Here is a 14,590-nt window from a genome sequence, read left to right on the forward strand (position 1 = left end):
CCTCAGGGGGACAGGCTGCGGATCAGGTCGCCGACCCGCACGATGCCCAGGCAGCGGCCGACTTCGTCGGTCACCACCAGGTCGTCGTAGACTCGCTCGCCGTCCCGGCCCGCGGCCCGCAGCGCGGCGATGGCCGGCACGGTCTTGGGCACCAGCCGGGGCCCGTCGGCCAGCCTCGCCGCCGGTTTCTGGGCGTGCAGCGCGTGCCCGTACGCCCCCGACAGCTGCAGCAGGAACCGGGTGCGGTCCACGGTGTGCCGGGGCCGCTGGTACTGGTCGACCAGCACGATGCTGGAGGTGCCGCGCTCGGCGTTGAAGGCGTTCAGCACCTCGTCGGCGGTGGCCGACAGGTCCATCGTCACCGCCGGCAGCGTGAACTCCGACACCCGTGGCCCCAGGTCGGCCGAGGGGGAGCGGACCACCGGCTCCTCCCGCGCGACGGGGACGGTGACGCCCATCCCGGGCCGCCACTCGGGCGGGGCCAGCGCCGGGCCCTGCACCAGCCGCACCCCATGCTCGCGCACGTGCAGCACCTGTTCCTCGGTGGCCAGGCCGGGCGCCTGGACGTGGGTGCCGATACGGTGGGCCAAGTCGACCAGCGAGGCCAGCAGCGCCGTGCGGCGCGGATCCCCGCACGACCGGCGGGCCAGATCAGGATCCAGCCGCACCAGGTACGGCAGGCAGTCGACCAGCAGGTCCAGCGGAGCGTGCGCGACGCCCAGCCCGGCCAGTCCGACCAGGTACCCGGCCTTGCGCAGATCGTGCAGGGCGGTGGTGACCACGGGCCGCTGCGCCGGGGCGAACCCGCCGCTCACGCAGATGATGATCTCGTTGGGGCGGCGGCCGGTACCGGTCAGCCCCTGGTGCAGTTCCGCCAGCGTGCGGCGGCCCTGCGCGACGGTCTCGGCGCGCAGCGACAGTTGCAGCGGGAGCGAGGTCCCGAGCTCTGCGGCGGCGCGGGCGGCCAGCAGCGCCCGGCGCAGGTCCTCGCGGGCGGGGTCGCCCGGCGGGAACGCGGTGGGCGAGCCCAAGGGCTCGCAGTGGGCGGTGACCGCCACCACGGCGCCCGTGCCGAGGTCCACCACGGGGTGGAACGCGGCGGGCGCCGGCAGCAGGACATCCATCGGGGACACAGCCGCATAATGCCTCGCCGAGCTGGGCAAACGGCGTCCGTGCCCGGAAGTTCACACAGAATTCGGCCGGGCTACACGCCACGCCCGGCGACCATCGCCGAGAGTGTGTACACGACCCCGGCCAGTGCCGCCGGCCACAGGTAGGGCAGCAGTTCCCCGCCCCGCAGCGCCTGCACCACCACCGCCCCGACCAGCGCGGCCACCAGCACGTCCCCGGTGATCGCGGCGGCCCGCAGATGGGCGCGCGCCCGATGGCCGCTGCCGAACGCGGCGCTGATCGGCAGCGCCGGCTCGTCCCGCCGGTACGCCAGATGCCCGGCGTAGGCGGCCAGCACCGCCAGCACCGCCAGCCCGGCGCCGGTCCGGTCCCGGGCGGCCAGCACGGCCGCCACCGCCACGCCCGCGGCCAGCGCCAGGCAGGGCACGATCCAGCGCCGCCCGCCACGGCGCTCGGCTGCGAACCACATGAGGACATCTTCCATGATCCGCCGCTTGCCGGGCCACCGTACCGCCGAACGGCGCGGACGGCCGGTGCGGGCGTCCACGATCCGGGCGCCCGTATCGGCCACCGCCGTGCCGTTCCATGTCGTCGTATGCCGTTGTATGCCGCCGTATGTCGGTCCAGGCCGTTCCCGCCGTGCGGGCCGGGCGGCCGGGTGCGGCCCGGCGCACCGATCACCTGGGCCGCGCCGGCGAAGAGCCAGTATGTTGTGGCCTCGTGGCGCAATTTCGGTTGAACGGCTCGAAGATGCTCGCCGTGGACCTCATGGGCGAGACCATCCGGGCGCTGAACGGGTCCATGGTCGCCTACGACGGCCAGATGAACTTCAAACGCCAGGGCATGACCGGGGGCGAGGGGCTGCGCGGGGCGCTGCGCCGCCGGGTGGCCGGCGAGAGCATGACGCTGATGGAGATCACCGGCCAGGGCACGGTGTACCTGGCCAGCGAGGCCACCGAGGTCACTCTCATCCCGCTGCAGGGCGACACCCTGTTCGTGGAGTCGGAGAGCCTGCTGGCCTTCGACGGGCAGCTGCGGACCGGGGTGCAGTTCACCGGCCTGCGCGGGATGGGCACCGGGCAGGGCCTGGCCACCACCAAGGTGGAGGGGCACGGCATGGTGGCGATCCTGTCCGACGGCCCGGCGATCGGCCTGGAGGTCACGCCCGGCGTCCCGCTGTGCGTGGACCCGCACGCCTACGTGGCGCACCGCGGGCAGCTCCAGCAGGACTTCGTCACCGACGTCAACTGGCGCACCGTCCTGGGCCAGGGGTCCGGGGAGAGCGTGCAGTTCCGGTACCAGGGCCACGGGCTGGTGTACGTCCAGCCGGCCGAGCGCGGCGGCGGGATTATGGAGATCTGAGATGCCTGCATTCAGCCCCATCAACAGCAAGATGCTCCAGGCGCCGGTCGGCCCGGGCCAGGAGCTGTACAGCAAGCGCGGCGCCATGCTCGCCTACGTCGGCCGCGTCCGCTTCGAGCCCAGCGTCACCGGGGGAGCGGGCATCGGCGGCGCCATCGGGCGGGCCATGGCGGGGGAGAGCGCCCCGCTGATGCACGTCACCGGCCAGGGCAGCGTGATGTTCGGACACGGCGGGCTGTACGTGAACGTGATCGAGCTGCAGGGCGACACCCTCTACGTGGAGGCCGACCGGCTGCTGGTCTACGACGCGAGCCTGCAGTCGGGCACCATGTTCCTGGGCGAGCAGGGCGGGCTGTCCGGCGTGATCCGCGGGCAGATGACCGGCCAGGGCCTGTTCACCACCACCCTGTCCGGCCACGGCTCGGTCGCGGTGCTCTCGCACGGCGGCGTCATCGAGCTGCCGATCAGCCCCCAGCGTCCCATCTACGTCGACCCGCAGGCCTACGTGGCGCACCGCGGCCAGGTCACCAACAGGCTGAAGACCTCGATGGGGCTGCGGGACATGGTCGGCCGGGGCTCGGGCGAGGCGTTCCAGCTGGAGCTGTCCGGCCACGGAATCGTGTACGTGCAGGCCAGCGAGAAGAAGATCTGAGGCGTTCGTGAGCACTCCCACCTTCAACCCGGCGACCCTGCCGTCCAACGACAACGTCAACCCCTACGCCTTCTGCGTGGACCTCAACGGGCAGTGGTTCACCCAGAAGGGCAAGATGATCGCCTACTACGGGCAGATCCGCTTCGAGGCGCTGTCGGCCGGGCCGCTGGACGCCCTGGTCGCCGCGCACTTCCACTCGCCGCTGTACGCCCACGACTGGATCGTGGCGCAGGGCCAGGGCAAGCTGCTGCTGGCCGACCGGGGCTTCGACGTCAACTCCTACGACCTCGACGACGGCAACCTCACTGTACGGGCGGGCAACCTGCTGGCGTTCGAGCCGGGCCTGGAGCTCAAGCAGTCGATCATCCCCGGGTTCCTCACCCTCATCGGCACCGGCCGGTTCATCGCCGCCTCCAACGGGCCGGTGCACTTCGTCGAGCCGCCCATCCGGGTGGACCCGCAGGCGCTGCTGGGCTGGGCCGACTGCCCGTCCCCCTGCCACCACTACGACCACAGCTACATGCGCGGCGCCCTAGGCGTGGCCCGCTCGGTGTTCGGCATCGGCGGGACGTCGGGGGAGGAGCACCAGTTCGACTTCACCGGCCAGGGCACCGTGCTGATGCAGTCCTCGGAGACCGTCGCGGACACCAACACGATGCTGCGCGACCTGGAGGGCCAGATCGGCATGCTCGGCGTCGGCGGCCTGCAGCGCCTGCAGGGCGTCATCCAGCAGCGCCTCGCCGCCGAACGGCAATGACGCCCGCCACGACGACCGCGACGCCCCCGAGCGCGCCCAGCACGATCGCGTAGCCCGCCGGGACGCCGAGGACCGTGAGGTACTCGTCCTCGTACCGGACCTCCCGGTGGGTGAGGTCCTCGGTGTACCGGTAGCGGAAGTCGTCGTCGATGACGTCGGGCGCCAGCCTCTGGTTGATCACTTCGGTGAGGAACAGCCGGCCACCGAGGAAGTCGCGCAGCCCCGGCGCGGCGACCTGCCGGGGCTCCACCCAGCCCGCGAAGGTCACGCCGAACGCGTGGCCGCGCGGGCCGTGGTGCGCCACCCGGTGCGCGCCCAGCACGTACAGGTGCACCGCCTGGTCGTTGCTGGCCAGGCGGGACAGCCGCATGGGGTAGACGATCTCGTCGCTGCGGAAGCTGACGTGCAGCGGGTCCAGGTCGCCGTTCAGCCGTCCGCCCGCGCCGGGCGCCAGCTTGACCGCGACGTACTTCCAGCCCATCCGCACGTACGGCCGCAGCCCGTCAGCCAGCCGGTCGCTGAGCCGGTACCCGTTGCGCTCCAGCCAGCCCGCCAGCGCCCGGGAGTCGTCTGCGGCCAGCGTGGCGACCTGGAAGGGGCCCAGCCGCTGCTCCCCGAGCACCGCGACGCCGCCGGGCGGCGCGCCCGCGCTCGACCCGTCGCCGCCGACCAGGCCGCCGCCGGGACGGCCCCACCAGTGCCGGCGCTTGACCACCTTCGGCTCGGTGAGCCGGTCGAGCTGCTCGAACCAGGACCGTTCGCCCAGCTTCACCTCCGCCGTCGACGGGGTGGGGAACAGCCAGGCCGCGTCCCGCGCCTTCGACCGCACCGACAGGCGCATCACGATGTGCTCGGTGCGGGTCCGGTCGTCGTACCGCACGATCGAGGTCTCCTGGCCGACCAGCAGGTCGGCCGAGTCCGAGGTGACCATCGCCCCGCAGCCGCACGACCAGGATGGCCGCACCAGGCCGACCGCCGTCCAGGCCACCAGCAGGCAGACGAGGGCCGAAAGACGCGCAAGCACCCGCATGAACCACCTCGGAAGATCGTGACGTACCGCACGATCCTGACGCACCCGGCGCCCGTCCGGTTCCCTTTCCGCCGGTCGGATGCCGATCAGAGATCGTCGGCGAGGGAGGCCAGGAACTCCAGGGTCCGCGCCCGGTCCCGTTCGTCGCCGTGCGCGCTGACGATCAGTTCCGTGGCGCCCGCGTCGGCGTAGGCGCGCAGTGCGCGTTCGACGGTGCCCTCGTCCCCGGCCACGACCGTCTCGTGCACGCCGGTCAGGCCCTGCCGGTCGAGCGTGGCGCGGTAGGCGGGCAGGTCGGCGGCCATGCCCAACTGCTCGACGGTCTGCTGCAGGACGCCTTCGGGGTCGGCGGTCACGCTCACGACGACGGTGGCCACGATCCGGGGATCGGGCCGTCCCGCCTGCGCGGCGGCGCGGGTGATGGCGGGTACGACGTGGTCGGCGATCGACTCTGGACCCGTCCAGACGGTGACCGTCCCGTCGGCGAGTTCCCCGGCGATCCGCAGCATGACGGGGCCGAGCGCCGACAGCAGCACGGACGGCGGCCGGGGAACGGGCACCTCGACGCGCCCGGCCGCGGTGAGCGTCTCCCCGTGGAAGTCCACCGGCTCTCCCCGCAGCAACGGCATCAGGGCGGTCAGGTACTCGCGGACATGCCTGGCCGGACGCTCGTAGGGAAGGCCGAACAGCCCTTCGACGATCTGCGGATGGCTCGGCCCGACGCCGAGCGTGAAGCGTCCGCCGGTGGCCGCCTGCGCGGTCAGCGCCTGGCCGGCCAGGGCGAGCGGATGCCGCGGCCAGGTCTGCGTCACGGCCGTCCCCACCTCGATCCCGGGCACCTCCCGTCCGGCCAGCGCGGCCAGGCCGACCGCGTCCCATGAGGTGAGCTGGCCGAAGTAGGCGCCGGCGAACCCGGCGTCCGCCGCCGCGCGCACTCGGCCGACGATCTCCTCCAGCCCGGACCCCGCATCGACGATGTGCACTCCCAGCCTCATGACCCCTCCTAAAACATGAATCGGAACTTCCGCTTCTGGTAGCGCACCCTACAGTAAGGTGAATTCAAGATTCCGATTGCTGGAGGAAACAGGCCCGTGCGAGCCGACGCGCGACGCAACCGGGGGCTTATCGTCGCCGCCGCGCTCGAACTGTTCACCGAGCGTGGGCCGGAGGCCTCGATGGAGGAGATCGCCCGCACGGCCGGCCTCGGCGTCGGCACGCTCTACCGCCACTTCCCCGACCGGCGGGCCCTGCTGGACGAGATCACCGTCGACACCCTGCGGCGCCTGCTGGAGGCCGGCCGGGACTTCGCCGCCCGCCCGATCCCGCGCTGGCAGGTCCTGCTGCTCATCGTGGAGCACTGCGCCGGACTGCCGCTAGCCCTGCTCAAGTCCCCGCCGGAGAGCGGAGCCGGCCACCCCGAAGTGCCCCGCCTCGTCGACGCCCTGACCGCGCTCTACACCCAGATCGCCGAAGGAGCCCAGCGGGAGGGCACGATGCGGCCGGACATCGCGCCGGAGGAGATCGTGGGGCTGCTCAACGTCGCCGTGTGCCGTCCGGGGGCGCGCCCGGACGACCCTCTGACCACCGTGCTCCTCGACGGTCTCAAGGCGGCTCCGGACGGCTCCTGAGGGGCGGGATCGGGCCGGCCACGACGTGTCGGCCCGGGGGGGGGGACCGCTCCTGCGGCTCGGCCGCCTTGCCGGGGTCCCGTACACTGATCGGGTGCCGCTCCCGACGTGACAGACCCTCCGGACGCGCCGCGGTGAACGATCCCCGGCGCGTCTCGCCATGACCAGGCCGTCCGGCCACCTGTCACCCTTCCACGCGTCCGCGAGCGGTCCGTCGCCCTGGGGAGCCCTGTCACTGTGATCAATGCCACCGATGTCGAGCTGCGCGCCGGATCCCGGCTGCTCATCGAGAAGGCCACCTTCCGGGTCAACCCCGGCGACCGGGTGGGGCTGGTGGGCCGCAACGGCGCCGGCAAGACCACGCTGACCAAGGTCCTGGCCGGTGAGGCGCTGCCCGCCGGCGGCACGGTGACCCGGTCCGGCTCGATCGGCTACCTGCCGCAGGACCCGCGCGGGGTGGACCTGGAGGAGCTGGCCCGCGACCGGATCCTGTCGGCGCGCGGGCTGGACGAGGTCATCCGCGGCCTGCGTGCCGCCGAGGAGGCCATGGCCACCGCCACCGGCGCCGAGCGGGACCGGGCGGTGCGCCGCTACGGGCGGCTGGAGGACCGGCTGCACGTGCTCGGCGGGTACGCCGCCGAGGCCGAGGCCGCCTCCATCGCCTCCAGCCTGGGCCTGCCGGACCGGGTGCTGGGCCAGCCGCTGGGCACCCTGTCGGGCGGGCAGCGGCGGCGGGTGGAGCTGGCCCGGATCCTGTTCTCCGACGCCGAGACGCTGCTGCTGGACGAGCCGACCAACCACCTGGACGCCGACTCCATCGTGTGGCTGCGCGAGTTCCTGCGCTCGCACTCCGGCGGCCTGGTGGTCATCAGCCACGATGTGGAGCTGCTGGACACGGTCGTCAACCGGGTCTTCCACCTGGACGCCAACCGCTGCGTCATCGACGTTTACAACATCGGCTGGAAGGCATACCTGGAGCAGCGCGAGACCGACGAGCGGCGGCGCAGGCGCGAGCAGGCCAACGCCCAGCGGCAGGCGGCGGCGCTGCTGGCGCAGGCCGACAAGATGCGTGCCAAGGCCACCAAGGCCAAGGCCGCCCAGCAAATGGACCGGCGGGCCCGCCAGTTGCTGGCCGGGGCCGAAGGGCAGCGTAAGGCCGACCGGGTGGCGAAAATCCGATTTCCGGATCCGGCCCCCTGTGGGCGGACTCCGCTCACCGCGGAGGGTTTGTCGAAATCCTACGGATCCTTGGAGATTTTCACGGATGTGGATCTGGCCATCGACCGCGGCAGCCGGGTGGTGGTGCTCGGGCTGAACGGGGCCGGCAAGACCACCCTGCTGCGCCTGCTGGCGGGCCTGGACAAGCCCGACACCGGCCGGGTGGTCGCCGGACACGGGCTGCGGCTGGGCTACTACGCGCAGGAGCACGAGACGCTGGACACCGAGCGCACGGTGCTGGAGAACATGCGCTCCTCGGCGCCCGACCTGGCCGACGTGGAGGTCCGCAAGATCCTGGGCTCCTTCCTGTTCACCGGCGATGACGTGGACAAGCCCGCGGGCGTGCTGTCGGGCGGGGAGAAGACCCGGCTGGCGCTGGCCATGCTGGTGGTCTCCAGCGCCAACGTGCTGCTGCTGGACGAGCCCACCAACAACCTGGACCCGGCCAGCCGCGAGGAGATCCTGGCGGCGTTGCGCACCTTCGCCGGCGCCATCGTCCTGGTGACCCACGACGAGGGCGCGGTGGAGGCGCTCCGGCCGGAAAGAGTGATTTTGCTGCCCGATGGTGTCGAGGACATCTGGAGTGAGGAGTTTGCCGATCTGGTGGCACTTGCGTGACCGCCACAGCAAGGAAGCAGATCTTTTCTGGCGTAGTGGGTAGCCGATCGGCCGGGAATGACTGATCATGGCGGGGGATAACGCAGCGGTCACCACATCACTACGGGAGGTACTCGTGGCCGAGACCCTTAAGAAGGGCACCCGCGTGACCGGTGCCGAGCGCGACAAGCTGGCGGCGGAACTCAAGAAGAGGTACGACTCCGGCGAGAGCATCCGCGCCTTGGCTGCCGCCACCGGCCGCTCCTACGGCTTCATTCACCGGATTCTCACCGAGTCCGGAGTCAACCTGCGCGGTCGTGGAGGGGCGACGCGCGGCAAGAAGGCCTGACCGCCCCGCCCCCGGTCCGAGCGCGCAGGGCGCCCGGACCGCCGCCGCGGCCGACCGAGTAGGGTTCGGTCGCGGCGGCGGGCGGGTGGGCGTCCCGGTCCACCGGGCCGCCGCGAGGCGCTGCGCGAAAGGAGGCGTCCTGGTGGACGTGAGGGAGCAGGCTGCCGCGGCACCGGTGCCGGCCGAGGACCTGGCCGAGGCCGGGCTGCGGTTGGAGATCGACGGCCCGGTGGCGACGATCACGCTGGACCGGCCGGACAAGCGCAACGCGATGACGTTCGCGATGTGGCGGACCCTGGCGCGGATCGGTGACGCGCTGCCCGGCTCGGTCCGGGTGGTGGTCGTGCGCGGTGCCGGCAAGGCGTTCTCGGCGGGCATCGACCTGAGCATGTTCTCCGAGGGCGGCGGGCCGACGGCCGATCCGCAGGAGGGGGACCGGTTCATCGCCGAGCTGCAGGCCGGCTACACCTGGCTGCGCCGCCCGGAGATCGTCTCGATCGCGGCGGTGCACGGCTACGCCATCGGCGCCGGCTTCCAGCTCGCGCTGGCCTGCGACCTGCGGGTGTTGGCCGACGACGCCTGGTACTGCATGAAGGAGCCCGCGCTGGGCCTGGTGCCGGACCTGACCGGCACCAAGCCGCTGGTGGACATCGTCGGGGTGAACCGGGCGATCGACATCTGCCTGACCGCCCGCAGGGTGGCGGCGCCGGAGGCGGCCGCGCTCGGCCTGGCCGAGCGGCTCGTGCCGGCCGCCGGGCTCGACGACGCCGTGGCCGACCTGGTCGCCGCGCTGCTGCAGGTCGACGCGGACGCGGCAGTGGCCACCCAGCGGCTGCTGCGCGAGGCCCCCGGCAACACCCTGGAGCAGCAGTGCGCCGCCGAGCGGCGCGAGCAGCTGGCCCGGCTGCGGGCGCTGCGCGGGGGCTGAGGAAGACCACGGCGGGGCTCGCCCCGCCACCGCAGGGACCCGGGACGCGCCCGGGCCGGCGGCCCATGGCGCCGCCGGCCCGGGCGCGGTGTTTTCGCCCTGAGCGGAGCGGGGAAGCGGGCCGGGGGGCCGGTACGTTGGTGCGGGGTGCGACCCTGATTACTTGATTACGCGCGGGAGGCCGGAGTGGGAATGCCGGGCATGCCGGGCAACGGCTGGCAGGTGATGGCCTCGTTCCGCCGGGACGGCTCGGTCACACAGCAGAAGCTGCAGCCGGACACCGTCCGGCGGATCGCCGGCTACGCCCGCCCGTACCTGCGCGAGCTGGTGCTGTTCCTGGTCCTCAACGCGGTCTCGGCCGGCATCGTGGTCGCCGGCCCGCTGCTGCTGAAGACCATCATCGACCGGGGCGTGGTGCCGGGCCGCACCTCGGTGGTGGTCTGGCTGGCCGCGGCCGTGGCGGCGCTGGCCCTGGTGGAGGCGGTGCTGTCGCTGGCGCAGCGGTGGTACTCGGCCCGGATCGGCGAGGGGCTGATCTACGACCTGCGCACCCAGGTGTTCGACCATGTGCAGCGGATGCCGGTGGCGTTCTTCATGCGGGCGCAGACCGGTTCGCTGATCAGCCGGCTCAACAGTGACGTGATCGGCGCCCAGCGGGCGCTGACCACCACCCTGTCGGCGGTGGTGTCCAACGTGATCAGCCTGGTGCTGGTGCTGGCCGCGATGTTCTGGCTGTCGTGGCAGGTCACCGTGATCGCCCTGGTGCTGCTGCCGATCTTCATCGTCCCGGCCAAGTGGGTGGGCCGGCGGCTGCAGCGCATCAGCCGCGAGCAGATGCAGCTGGACGCCGAGATGAGCTCGCTGATGACCGAGCGCTTCAACGTGGCCGGCGCGATGTTGGCCAAGCTGTACGGGCGCCCGGCCGAGGAGTCGGGCATGTTCGCCGACCGGGCCGGGCGGGTGCGCGACATCGGCGTGGTCGCCGCGATGTACGGCCGGGTCTTCTTCACCGCGCTGACCTTGGTCGCCGCGCTGGCGACCGCGATGGTGTACGGCGTCGGCGGCGTCCTGGTGGTGGGGGACGCCCTCCAGCTCGGCACGCTGGTGGCGCTGGCGGCCCTGCTGACCCGGATGTACGGCCCGCTGACGGCGCTGTCGAACGTGCAGGTGGACGTGATGACCGCGCTGGTGAGCTTCGACCGGGTCTTCGAGGTGCTGGACCTGAAGCCGATGATCGACGAGCGCCCGGGGGCCGCCCCGCTGGCCTCCGGCGGCGCGCCGCAGGCCCCGGCGGTCGAGTTCGACCGGGTCGTCTTCCGCTACCCGGCGGCCGAGGAGGTCTCGCTGGCCTCGCTGGAGTCCATCGCGCGCACCGACGCCTCGCCCGCCCGTCAGGTGCTGCACGGGGTGACCTTCACCGCCGCGCCCGGCGAGTTGGTCGCGCTCGTCGGCCCGTCCGGTGCGGGCAAGACCACCCTCACCCATCTGGTGTCGCGCCTGTACGACGTCACCGAGGGGGCGGTGCGGATCGGCGGGCGGGACGTGCGCGACCTCACCCTGGAGTCGCTGCGCGACACCGTCGGCGTGGTCACCCAGGACGCCCACCTCTTCCACGACTCCATCCGGGCCAACCTGCGGTACGCCAGGCCGGAGGCGAGCGAGGAAGAGATCGTCGAGGCGCTCAAGGGCGCGCACATCTGGGACCTGGTGGCCTCGATGCCCGAGGGGCTGGACACCGTGGTGGGCGACCGCGGCTACCGGCTGTCCGGCGGTGAGAAGCAGCGGCTGGCCATCGCCCGCCTGCTGCTCAAGGCCCCGTCCGTGGTGATCCTGGACGAGGCGACCGCGCACCTGGACTCGGAGTCGGAGGCAGCTGTGCAGCGTGCGCTCAAGACGGCGCTGGCCGGGCGGACCTCGCTGGTGATCGCGCACCGGCTGTCGACGATCCGGGAGGCGGACCAGATCTTGGTGGTCGACGGCGGGCGGATCGCCGAGCGCGGCCGGCATGAGGAGTTGCTGCTGGCCGGCGGCCTGTACGCCGAGCTGTACCGCACCCAGTTCGCCCGGCAGGCGGCCGGCGGGAACGGGCGCCGGCCGGAGCCGCTGGGCGCCGAATGACCAGGTGATGACATATCGTGCTCCAAAAGTCGCCCGCAGTCGCGACAGGGGCGGGATGCGCGGGTAGATCCCGTCTGTGACCGAGGAACCGATCCGCGCCCGCCGGTGGCCGTGGGACCCCGGAGGCCGTCCTCGCCGGTCCCCGGCGCGACGGCCGGGCTGATCATGCCGCTGCCGGGTGGGGAGCCTTCGGGCCTCCCCGGATGCCTCCGAACGCTCCGCACGGCTCCTGAGGGCGGCTCAGCGGCGCGGGCCGGGGGCGTTCCGCGGCCGGACCGCACGATCGGGCCGCGGCCCGATCGTGCGGTCCGGCCGCCGGAGCACGGGCCGTCGTTCCGCTCCCGCCGGACGGGGGTTCGCCCGCCGGTGATCCGGCCGCCAACCGGCCGTCACCGGAGAGCGTCATAGTCGTCGTGTCACGCCGCCGGTCGCGGCGGACACCACCACAGCGGAGGAGGTGCGCACCATGCGTCCCACCATCAAGATCAACCCGTGGAAGGGCGGCGCCGGCCGCTACGCGATCCTGCTGGTCGGCCTGGGCGCCGCGGGCGTGGCGATCGGCTGGGCCGGTCCCGAGGCGGCGGCCGGCGCCGGCTCGCTCATCCGGCGCCGCTGAGCCGGTAGCCCAGCCGCCGCAGCTCCTGCCCGGCCACCCGTTCCACCTGGGCGAGCTGCTTGGGGGTGAGCCGCTCGCGCCAGGCCCCCACGGCACCCTCCTGGGCGCCGCGGTCCCCGGCCCGCACCAGCCCGGTCAGCGCCGCCTTGGACAGCGGGGCGCCCAGGTACTGCGACACGTCCTCGGCGACCGCGCCCGGACGGGCGACCAGATCCTCGTAGCGCACCGTGAACAGCTGGTCCTCGGGGACTTGTGCGCGCAGCCGGGCACTGAGGCGCACCGAGCCGCGCCAGCGCAGCGCGCACTTGACCGCCGGTGCCGCCGTCGGCCAGCGGTTGCGGTCGATGAAGTCCTCCACGCCCAGGAAGGGGTTGGGGAAGACCTCCTCCAGGTTGGCGAACCCGGGCTTGAACCAGGCCAGGCAGCGCTCGTCGGCCAGCATCCCGGCCACCACGTCCCGGCCGTCCCGGATCACCTGCAGCAACTGGGCGTCGGGGAAGGCGTCCAGCAGCACGTCGGCGCTGTAGATCAGGTCGGGTGAGGCATCGGCGAACCGGTGCACCCCGTGCGGCTGCGCGCAGGCCAGGCCGGCGTCCGGGGCATCTGGCGCGCCGGTGGGCGGCAGCCCCGCCAGTGCCCGGCACTCGGCCGGACACTGCGCGCAGCCTCGCGGGGAGATCTGCCAGGCCTCGGCGTAGGCGTCGCGCAGCACCCGGGCGGCCCCCCGGCCGCGCTCACTGGCGATGGCCGGGCGCCGGGCGAAGGCGTAGGTCACCCGCAGCACGCCGGGACGGCCGGCCGTCAGGTGGAACCCCGCCGCCTGCTTCACCGCGCGGGCCAGCAGGTCCGTGCCGGAATGGGGAGCGCCCAGGACGAACACCGGCCGGCGAACCTTCGTGCCGTTGATCACCAGGATGTGCGGGGTGGGCCTCATAGCGGTCCCCAGTGTCGCACCCCGGACCGGGAGAAGTCGCCCATGCCGCGTTATGAAGTGGATCAACCACGAAGGGTCATGGCGGCCCGTTCTGGCCCCCGTTCCCGGCCGTGGGCACCTGGCTGACCTTCCCCCGGCAGCCGGGCCGCGCCCGCAGGCCGTCGCGCACGGCGCCCGGCTCGTGATCGTCAACACCGGGCCCACCCCCTACGATGAGATCGCCGACGCGGTGCCGCACGGGCCCATCGGGCACACGCTGCCGCGGCCGGTGGAGCGGGCGCTAGGTGACCGCCGGGTCACCGACAGCGGTTCGTGACCGGCGGGACTTTCCTTCGTGACCTTCTCCTGACAAGCTCTATCCGTCGCGGAGCAAGGAGGGGTCGATGCGCGGGGGCGCTCTGGACGGGGCGGGCGGCGCGTTGGATTCACTGGTCGTGCTGGTGGCCGAGAACCTCGGTTACGCCTGTCGGCGGGTGCCAGGCGACGTCATGCTGCTGGAGGGGGCCAACCGGCTGCACGTCAGCATGCGCAACCTGCGTCAGCTGGCGCGGCTGGTGCCGCGCGACGACTGGCCCGCGCTGGTCTCCGACCACGTCACCACGATCGTGACCGCGATCGAGGAGCCGCTGGACCTGTCGGACTTCGAGCTGGCCCAGCACCTGCTGCGGACCCGGATCTACCCGGCCGAGGCCGACAACGGGGTGCTGGCCGCGCGGCCGTTCGCGCCGGGGCTGATCGAGGCGGTGGTGGTGGACACCCCCACCACGGTCCGCACCGTCACCGTCGAGGAGATGAACGGCTGGCCGGTCTCCGGGGACGCGCTGTTCATGCTGGGCCGCGCCAATGTGCGCGCCGACGGTCCGCTGCAGGTGGACGACTCCGAGCTGGGCGGCGTGCCGGTGGCGGTGCTGCACGGCTGGAGCTTCTACGCGGCCACTCATCTGGCCTGGTTGGAGGAGTACGTCGAGATGGGGCCGTACGGCGCGCTGGTGGTCGCGCCGAGCCGCAGCCTCATCGTGGCGCACCCGATCAACCCGCGCGCCGGCTACCACGCGGCGGTCACCGCGGCGCGGGAGCTGCAGATCCAGGCGCACCAGGCCTACGAGGACGGTCCCGGCTCGCTCAGCCCGCACCTGTTCTGGTGGCGCGGCGGCGAGCTGACCCTGCTGGAGACCCGCTACGAGGGCGACGCGCTGGTGCTGCCGCGCGACTTCCTCAGCGTGCTGACCACCCTGGGCGCCGAGTCCTGACGCCAGGCCCTATCCGGTCC

The 14,590-nt window shown here is 72.9% G+C and carries 16 protein-coding genes; 11 read left to right on the forward strand and 5 right to left on the reverse strand.

Annotated elements, in window-relative coordinates; genetic code table 11:
- Positions 1-2 precede the first annotated feature (2 nt).
- Positions 3-1,124 (reverse strand): EAL domain-containing protein, encoded by a 1,122-nt coding sequence (locus tag C4U03_RS19575; RefSeq protein WP_103939263.1) that lies wholly within the window; start codon positions 1,122-1,124, stop codon positions 3-5.
- 80 nt (positions 1,125-1,204) lie between these two features.
- Positions 1,205-1,702, reverse strand: a complete 498-nt coding sequence (locus tag C4U03_RS19580) for an ABC transporter permease (RefSeq protein WP_235017979.1) — start codon at positions 1,700-1,702, stop codon at positions 1,205-1,207.
- 149 nt (positions 1,703-1,851) lie between these two features.
- Here C4U03_RS19580 and C4U03_RS19585 point away from each other — a divergent pair, with 149 nt between their 5' ends.
- Genes C4U03_RS19585 through C4U03_RS19595 form a run of 3 tightly spaced genes read left to right on the forward strand, consistent with a single transcriptional unit; the run spans position 1,852 to position 3,902 of the window.
- Positions 1,852-2,493, forward strand: a complete 642-nt coding sequence (locus C4U03_RS19585; protein WP_235017980.1) for an AIM24 family protein — start codon at positions 1,852-1,854, stop codon at positions 2,491-2,493.
- A 1-nt stretch (position 2,494) separates the two neighbouring features.
- Positions 2,495-3,145 carry an AIM24 family protein gene (locus C4U03_RS19590; RefSeq protein ID WP_103939265.1) on the forward strand — a complete coding sequence of 217 codons (651 nt, stop codon included), beginning with the start codon at positions 2,495-2,497 and terminating at the stop codon, positions 3,143-3,145.
- Between the two features lie 7 nt (positions 3,146-3,152).
- Complete coding sequence (locus tag C4U03_RS19595; protein ID WP_103939266.1) at positions 3,153-3,902, forward strand: AIM24 family protein; 750 nt, start codon at positions 3,153-3,155, stop codon at positions 3,900-3,902.
- On the opposite strand, the gene C4U03_RS19600 is transcribed toward C4U03_RS19595, so the two are convergent.
- Both C4U03_RS19600 and C4U03_RS19605 read right to left on the reverse strand, forming a co-directional pair.
- Entirely contained in the window at positions 3,868-4,932 is a 1,065-nt protein-coding gene (locus tag C4U03_RS19600) for a DUF2330 domain-containing protein (RefSeq protein ID WP_103939267.1), read from the reverse strand. The genes C4U03_RS19595 and C4U03_RS19600 overlap by 35 nt on opposite strands.
- 86 nt (positions 4,933-5,018) lie before the next feature.
- Positions 5,019-5,927, reverse strand: coding sequence for a TIGR03564 family F420-dependent LLM class oxidoreductase (locus tag C4U03_RS19605; RefSeq protein WP_103939268.1), 909 nt, complete (start codon positions 5,925-5,927; stop codon positions 5,019-5,021).
- Positions 5,928-6,023: 96 nt separating this feature from the next.
- Between C4U03_RS19605 and C4U03_RS19610 the strand changes: the two genes are divergently transcribed.
- The 6 genes from C4U03_RS19610 (at position 6,024) to C4U03_RS40490 (ending at position 12,386) form a co-directional block, all read left to right on the forward strand.
- Positions 6,024-6,560, forward strand: coding sequence for a TetR/AcrR family transcriptional regulator (locus tag C4U03_RS19610; RefSeq protein WP_103939269.1), 537 nt, complete (start codon positions 6,024-6,026; stop codon positions 6,558-6,560).
- A gap of 237 nt (positions 6,561-6,797) precedes the next feature.
- Positions 6,798-8,396: an ABC-F family ATP-binding cassette domain-containing protein gene (locus tag C4U03_RS19615; protein WP_103939270.1), complete on the forward strand. Its 1,599-nt coding sequence runs from the start codon at positions 6,798-6,800 to the stop codon at positions 8,394-8,396.
- Positions 8,397-8,511: 115 nt separating this feature from the next.
- Complete coding sequence (locus C4U03_RS19620; protein WP_103939271.1) at positions 8,512-8,724, forward strand: helix-turn-helix domain-containing protein; 213 nt, start codon at positions 8,512-8,514, stop codon at positions 8,722-8,724.
- Positions 8,725-8,872: 148 nt separating this feature from the next.
- Positions 8,873-9,652 (forward strand): enoyl-CoA hydratase/isomerase family protein, encoded by a 780-nt coding sequence (locus tag C4U03_RS19625; RefSeq protein ID WP_103939437.1) that lies wholly within the window; start codon positions 8,873-8,875, stop codon positions 9,650-9,652.
- Between the two features lie 192 nt (positions 9,653-9,844).
- Positions 9,845-11,770, forward strand: a complete 1,926-nt coding sequence (locus C4U03_RS19630; RefSeq protein ID WP_407701440.1) for an ABC transporter ATP-binding protein — start codon at positions 9,845-9,847, stop codon at positions 11,768-11,770.
- 466 nt (positions 11,771-12,236) lie between these two features.
- Positions 12,237-12,386: a hypothetical protein gene (locus C4U03_RS40490; RefSeq protein WP_160147040.1), complete on the forward strand. Its 150-nt coding sequence runs from the start codon at positions 12,237-12,239 to the stop codon at positions 12,384-12,386.
- Here C4U03_RS40490 and C4U03_RS19635 read toward each other — a convergent pair.
- Entirely contained in the window at positions 12,370-13,320 is a 951-nt protein-coding gene (locus tag C4U03_RS19635) for a sulfotransferase family protein (RefSeq protein WP_103939272.1), read from the reverse strand. The two genes, C4U03_RS40490 and C4U03_RS19635, sit on opposite strands and share 17 nt — an antisense overlap.
- Before the next feature lie 52 nt (positions 13,321-13,372).
- Between C4U03_RS19635 and C4U03_RS41180 the strand changes: the two genes are divergently transcribed.
- On the forward strand, positions 13,373-13,636 hold the full coding sequence (locus C4U03_RS41180; RefSeq protein WP_200827335.1) for a hypothetical protein: 264 nt from the start codon (positions 13,373-13,375) through the stop codon (positions 13,634-13,636).
- A gap of 67 nt (positions 13,637-13,703) precedes the next feature.
- Positions 13,704-14,570 (forward strand): hypothetical protein, encoded by an 867-nt coding sequence (locus C4U03_RS19645; RefSeq protein ID WP_103939273.1) that lies wholly within the window; start codon positions 13,704-13,706, stop codon positions 14,568-14,570.
- Positions 14,571-14,590 lie beyond the last annotated feature (20 nt).

Origin of the sequence: Thermomonospora echinospora (genome assembly GCF_900108175.1) — a bacterium.
GTDB classification, from domain to species: Bacteria; Actinomycetota; Actinomycetes; order Streptosporangiales; family Streptosporangiaceae; genus Thermomonospora; species Thermomonospora echinospora.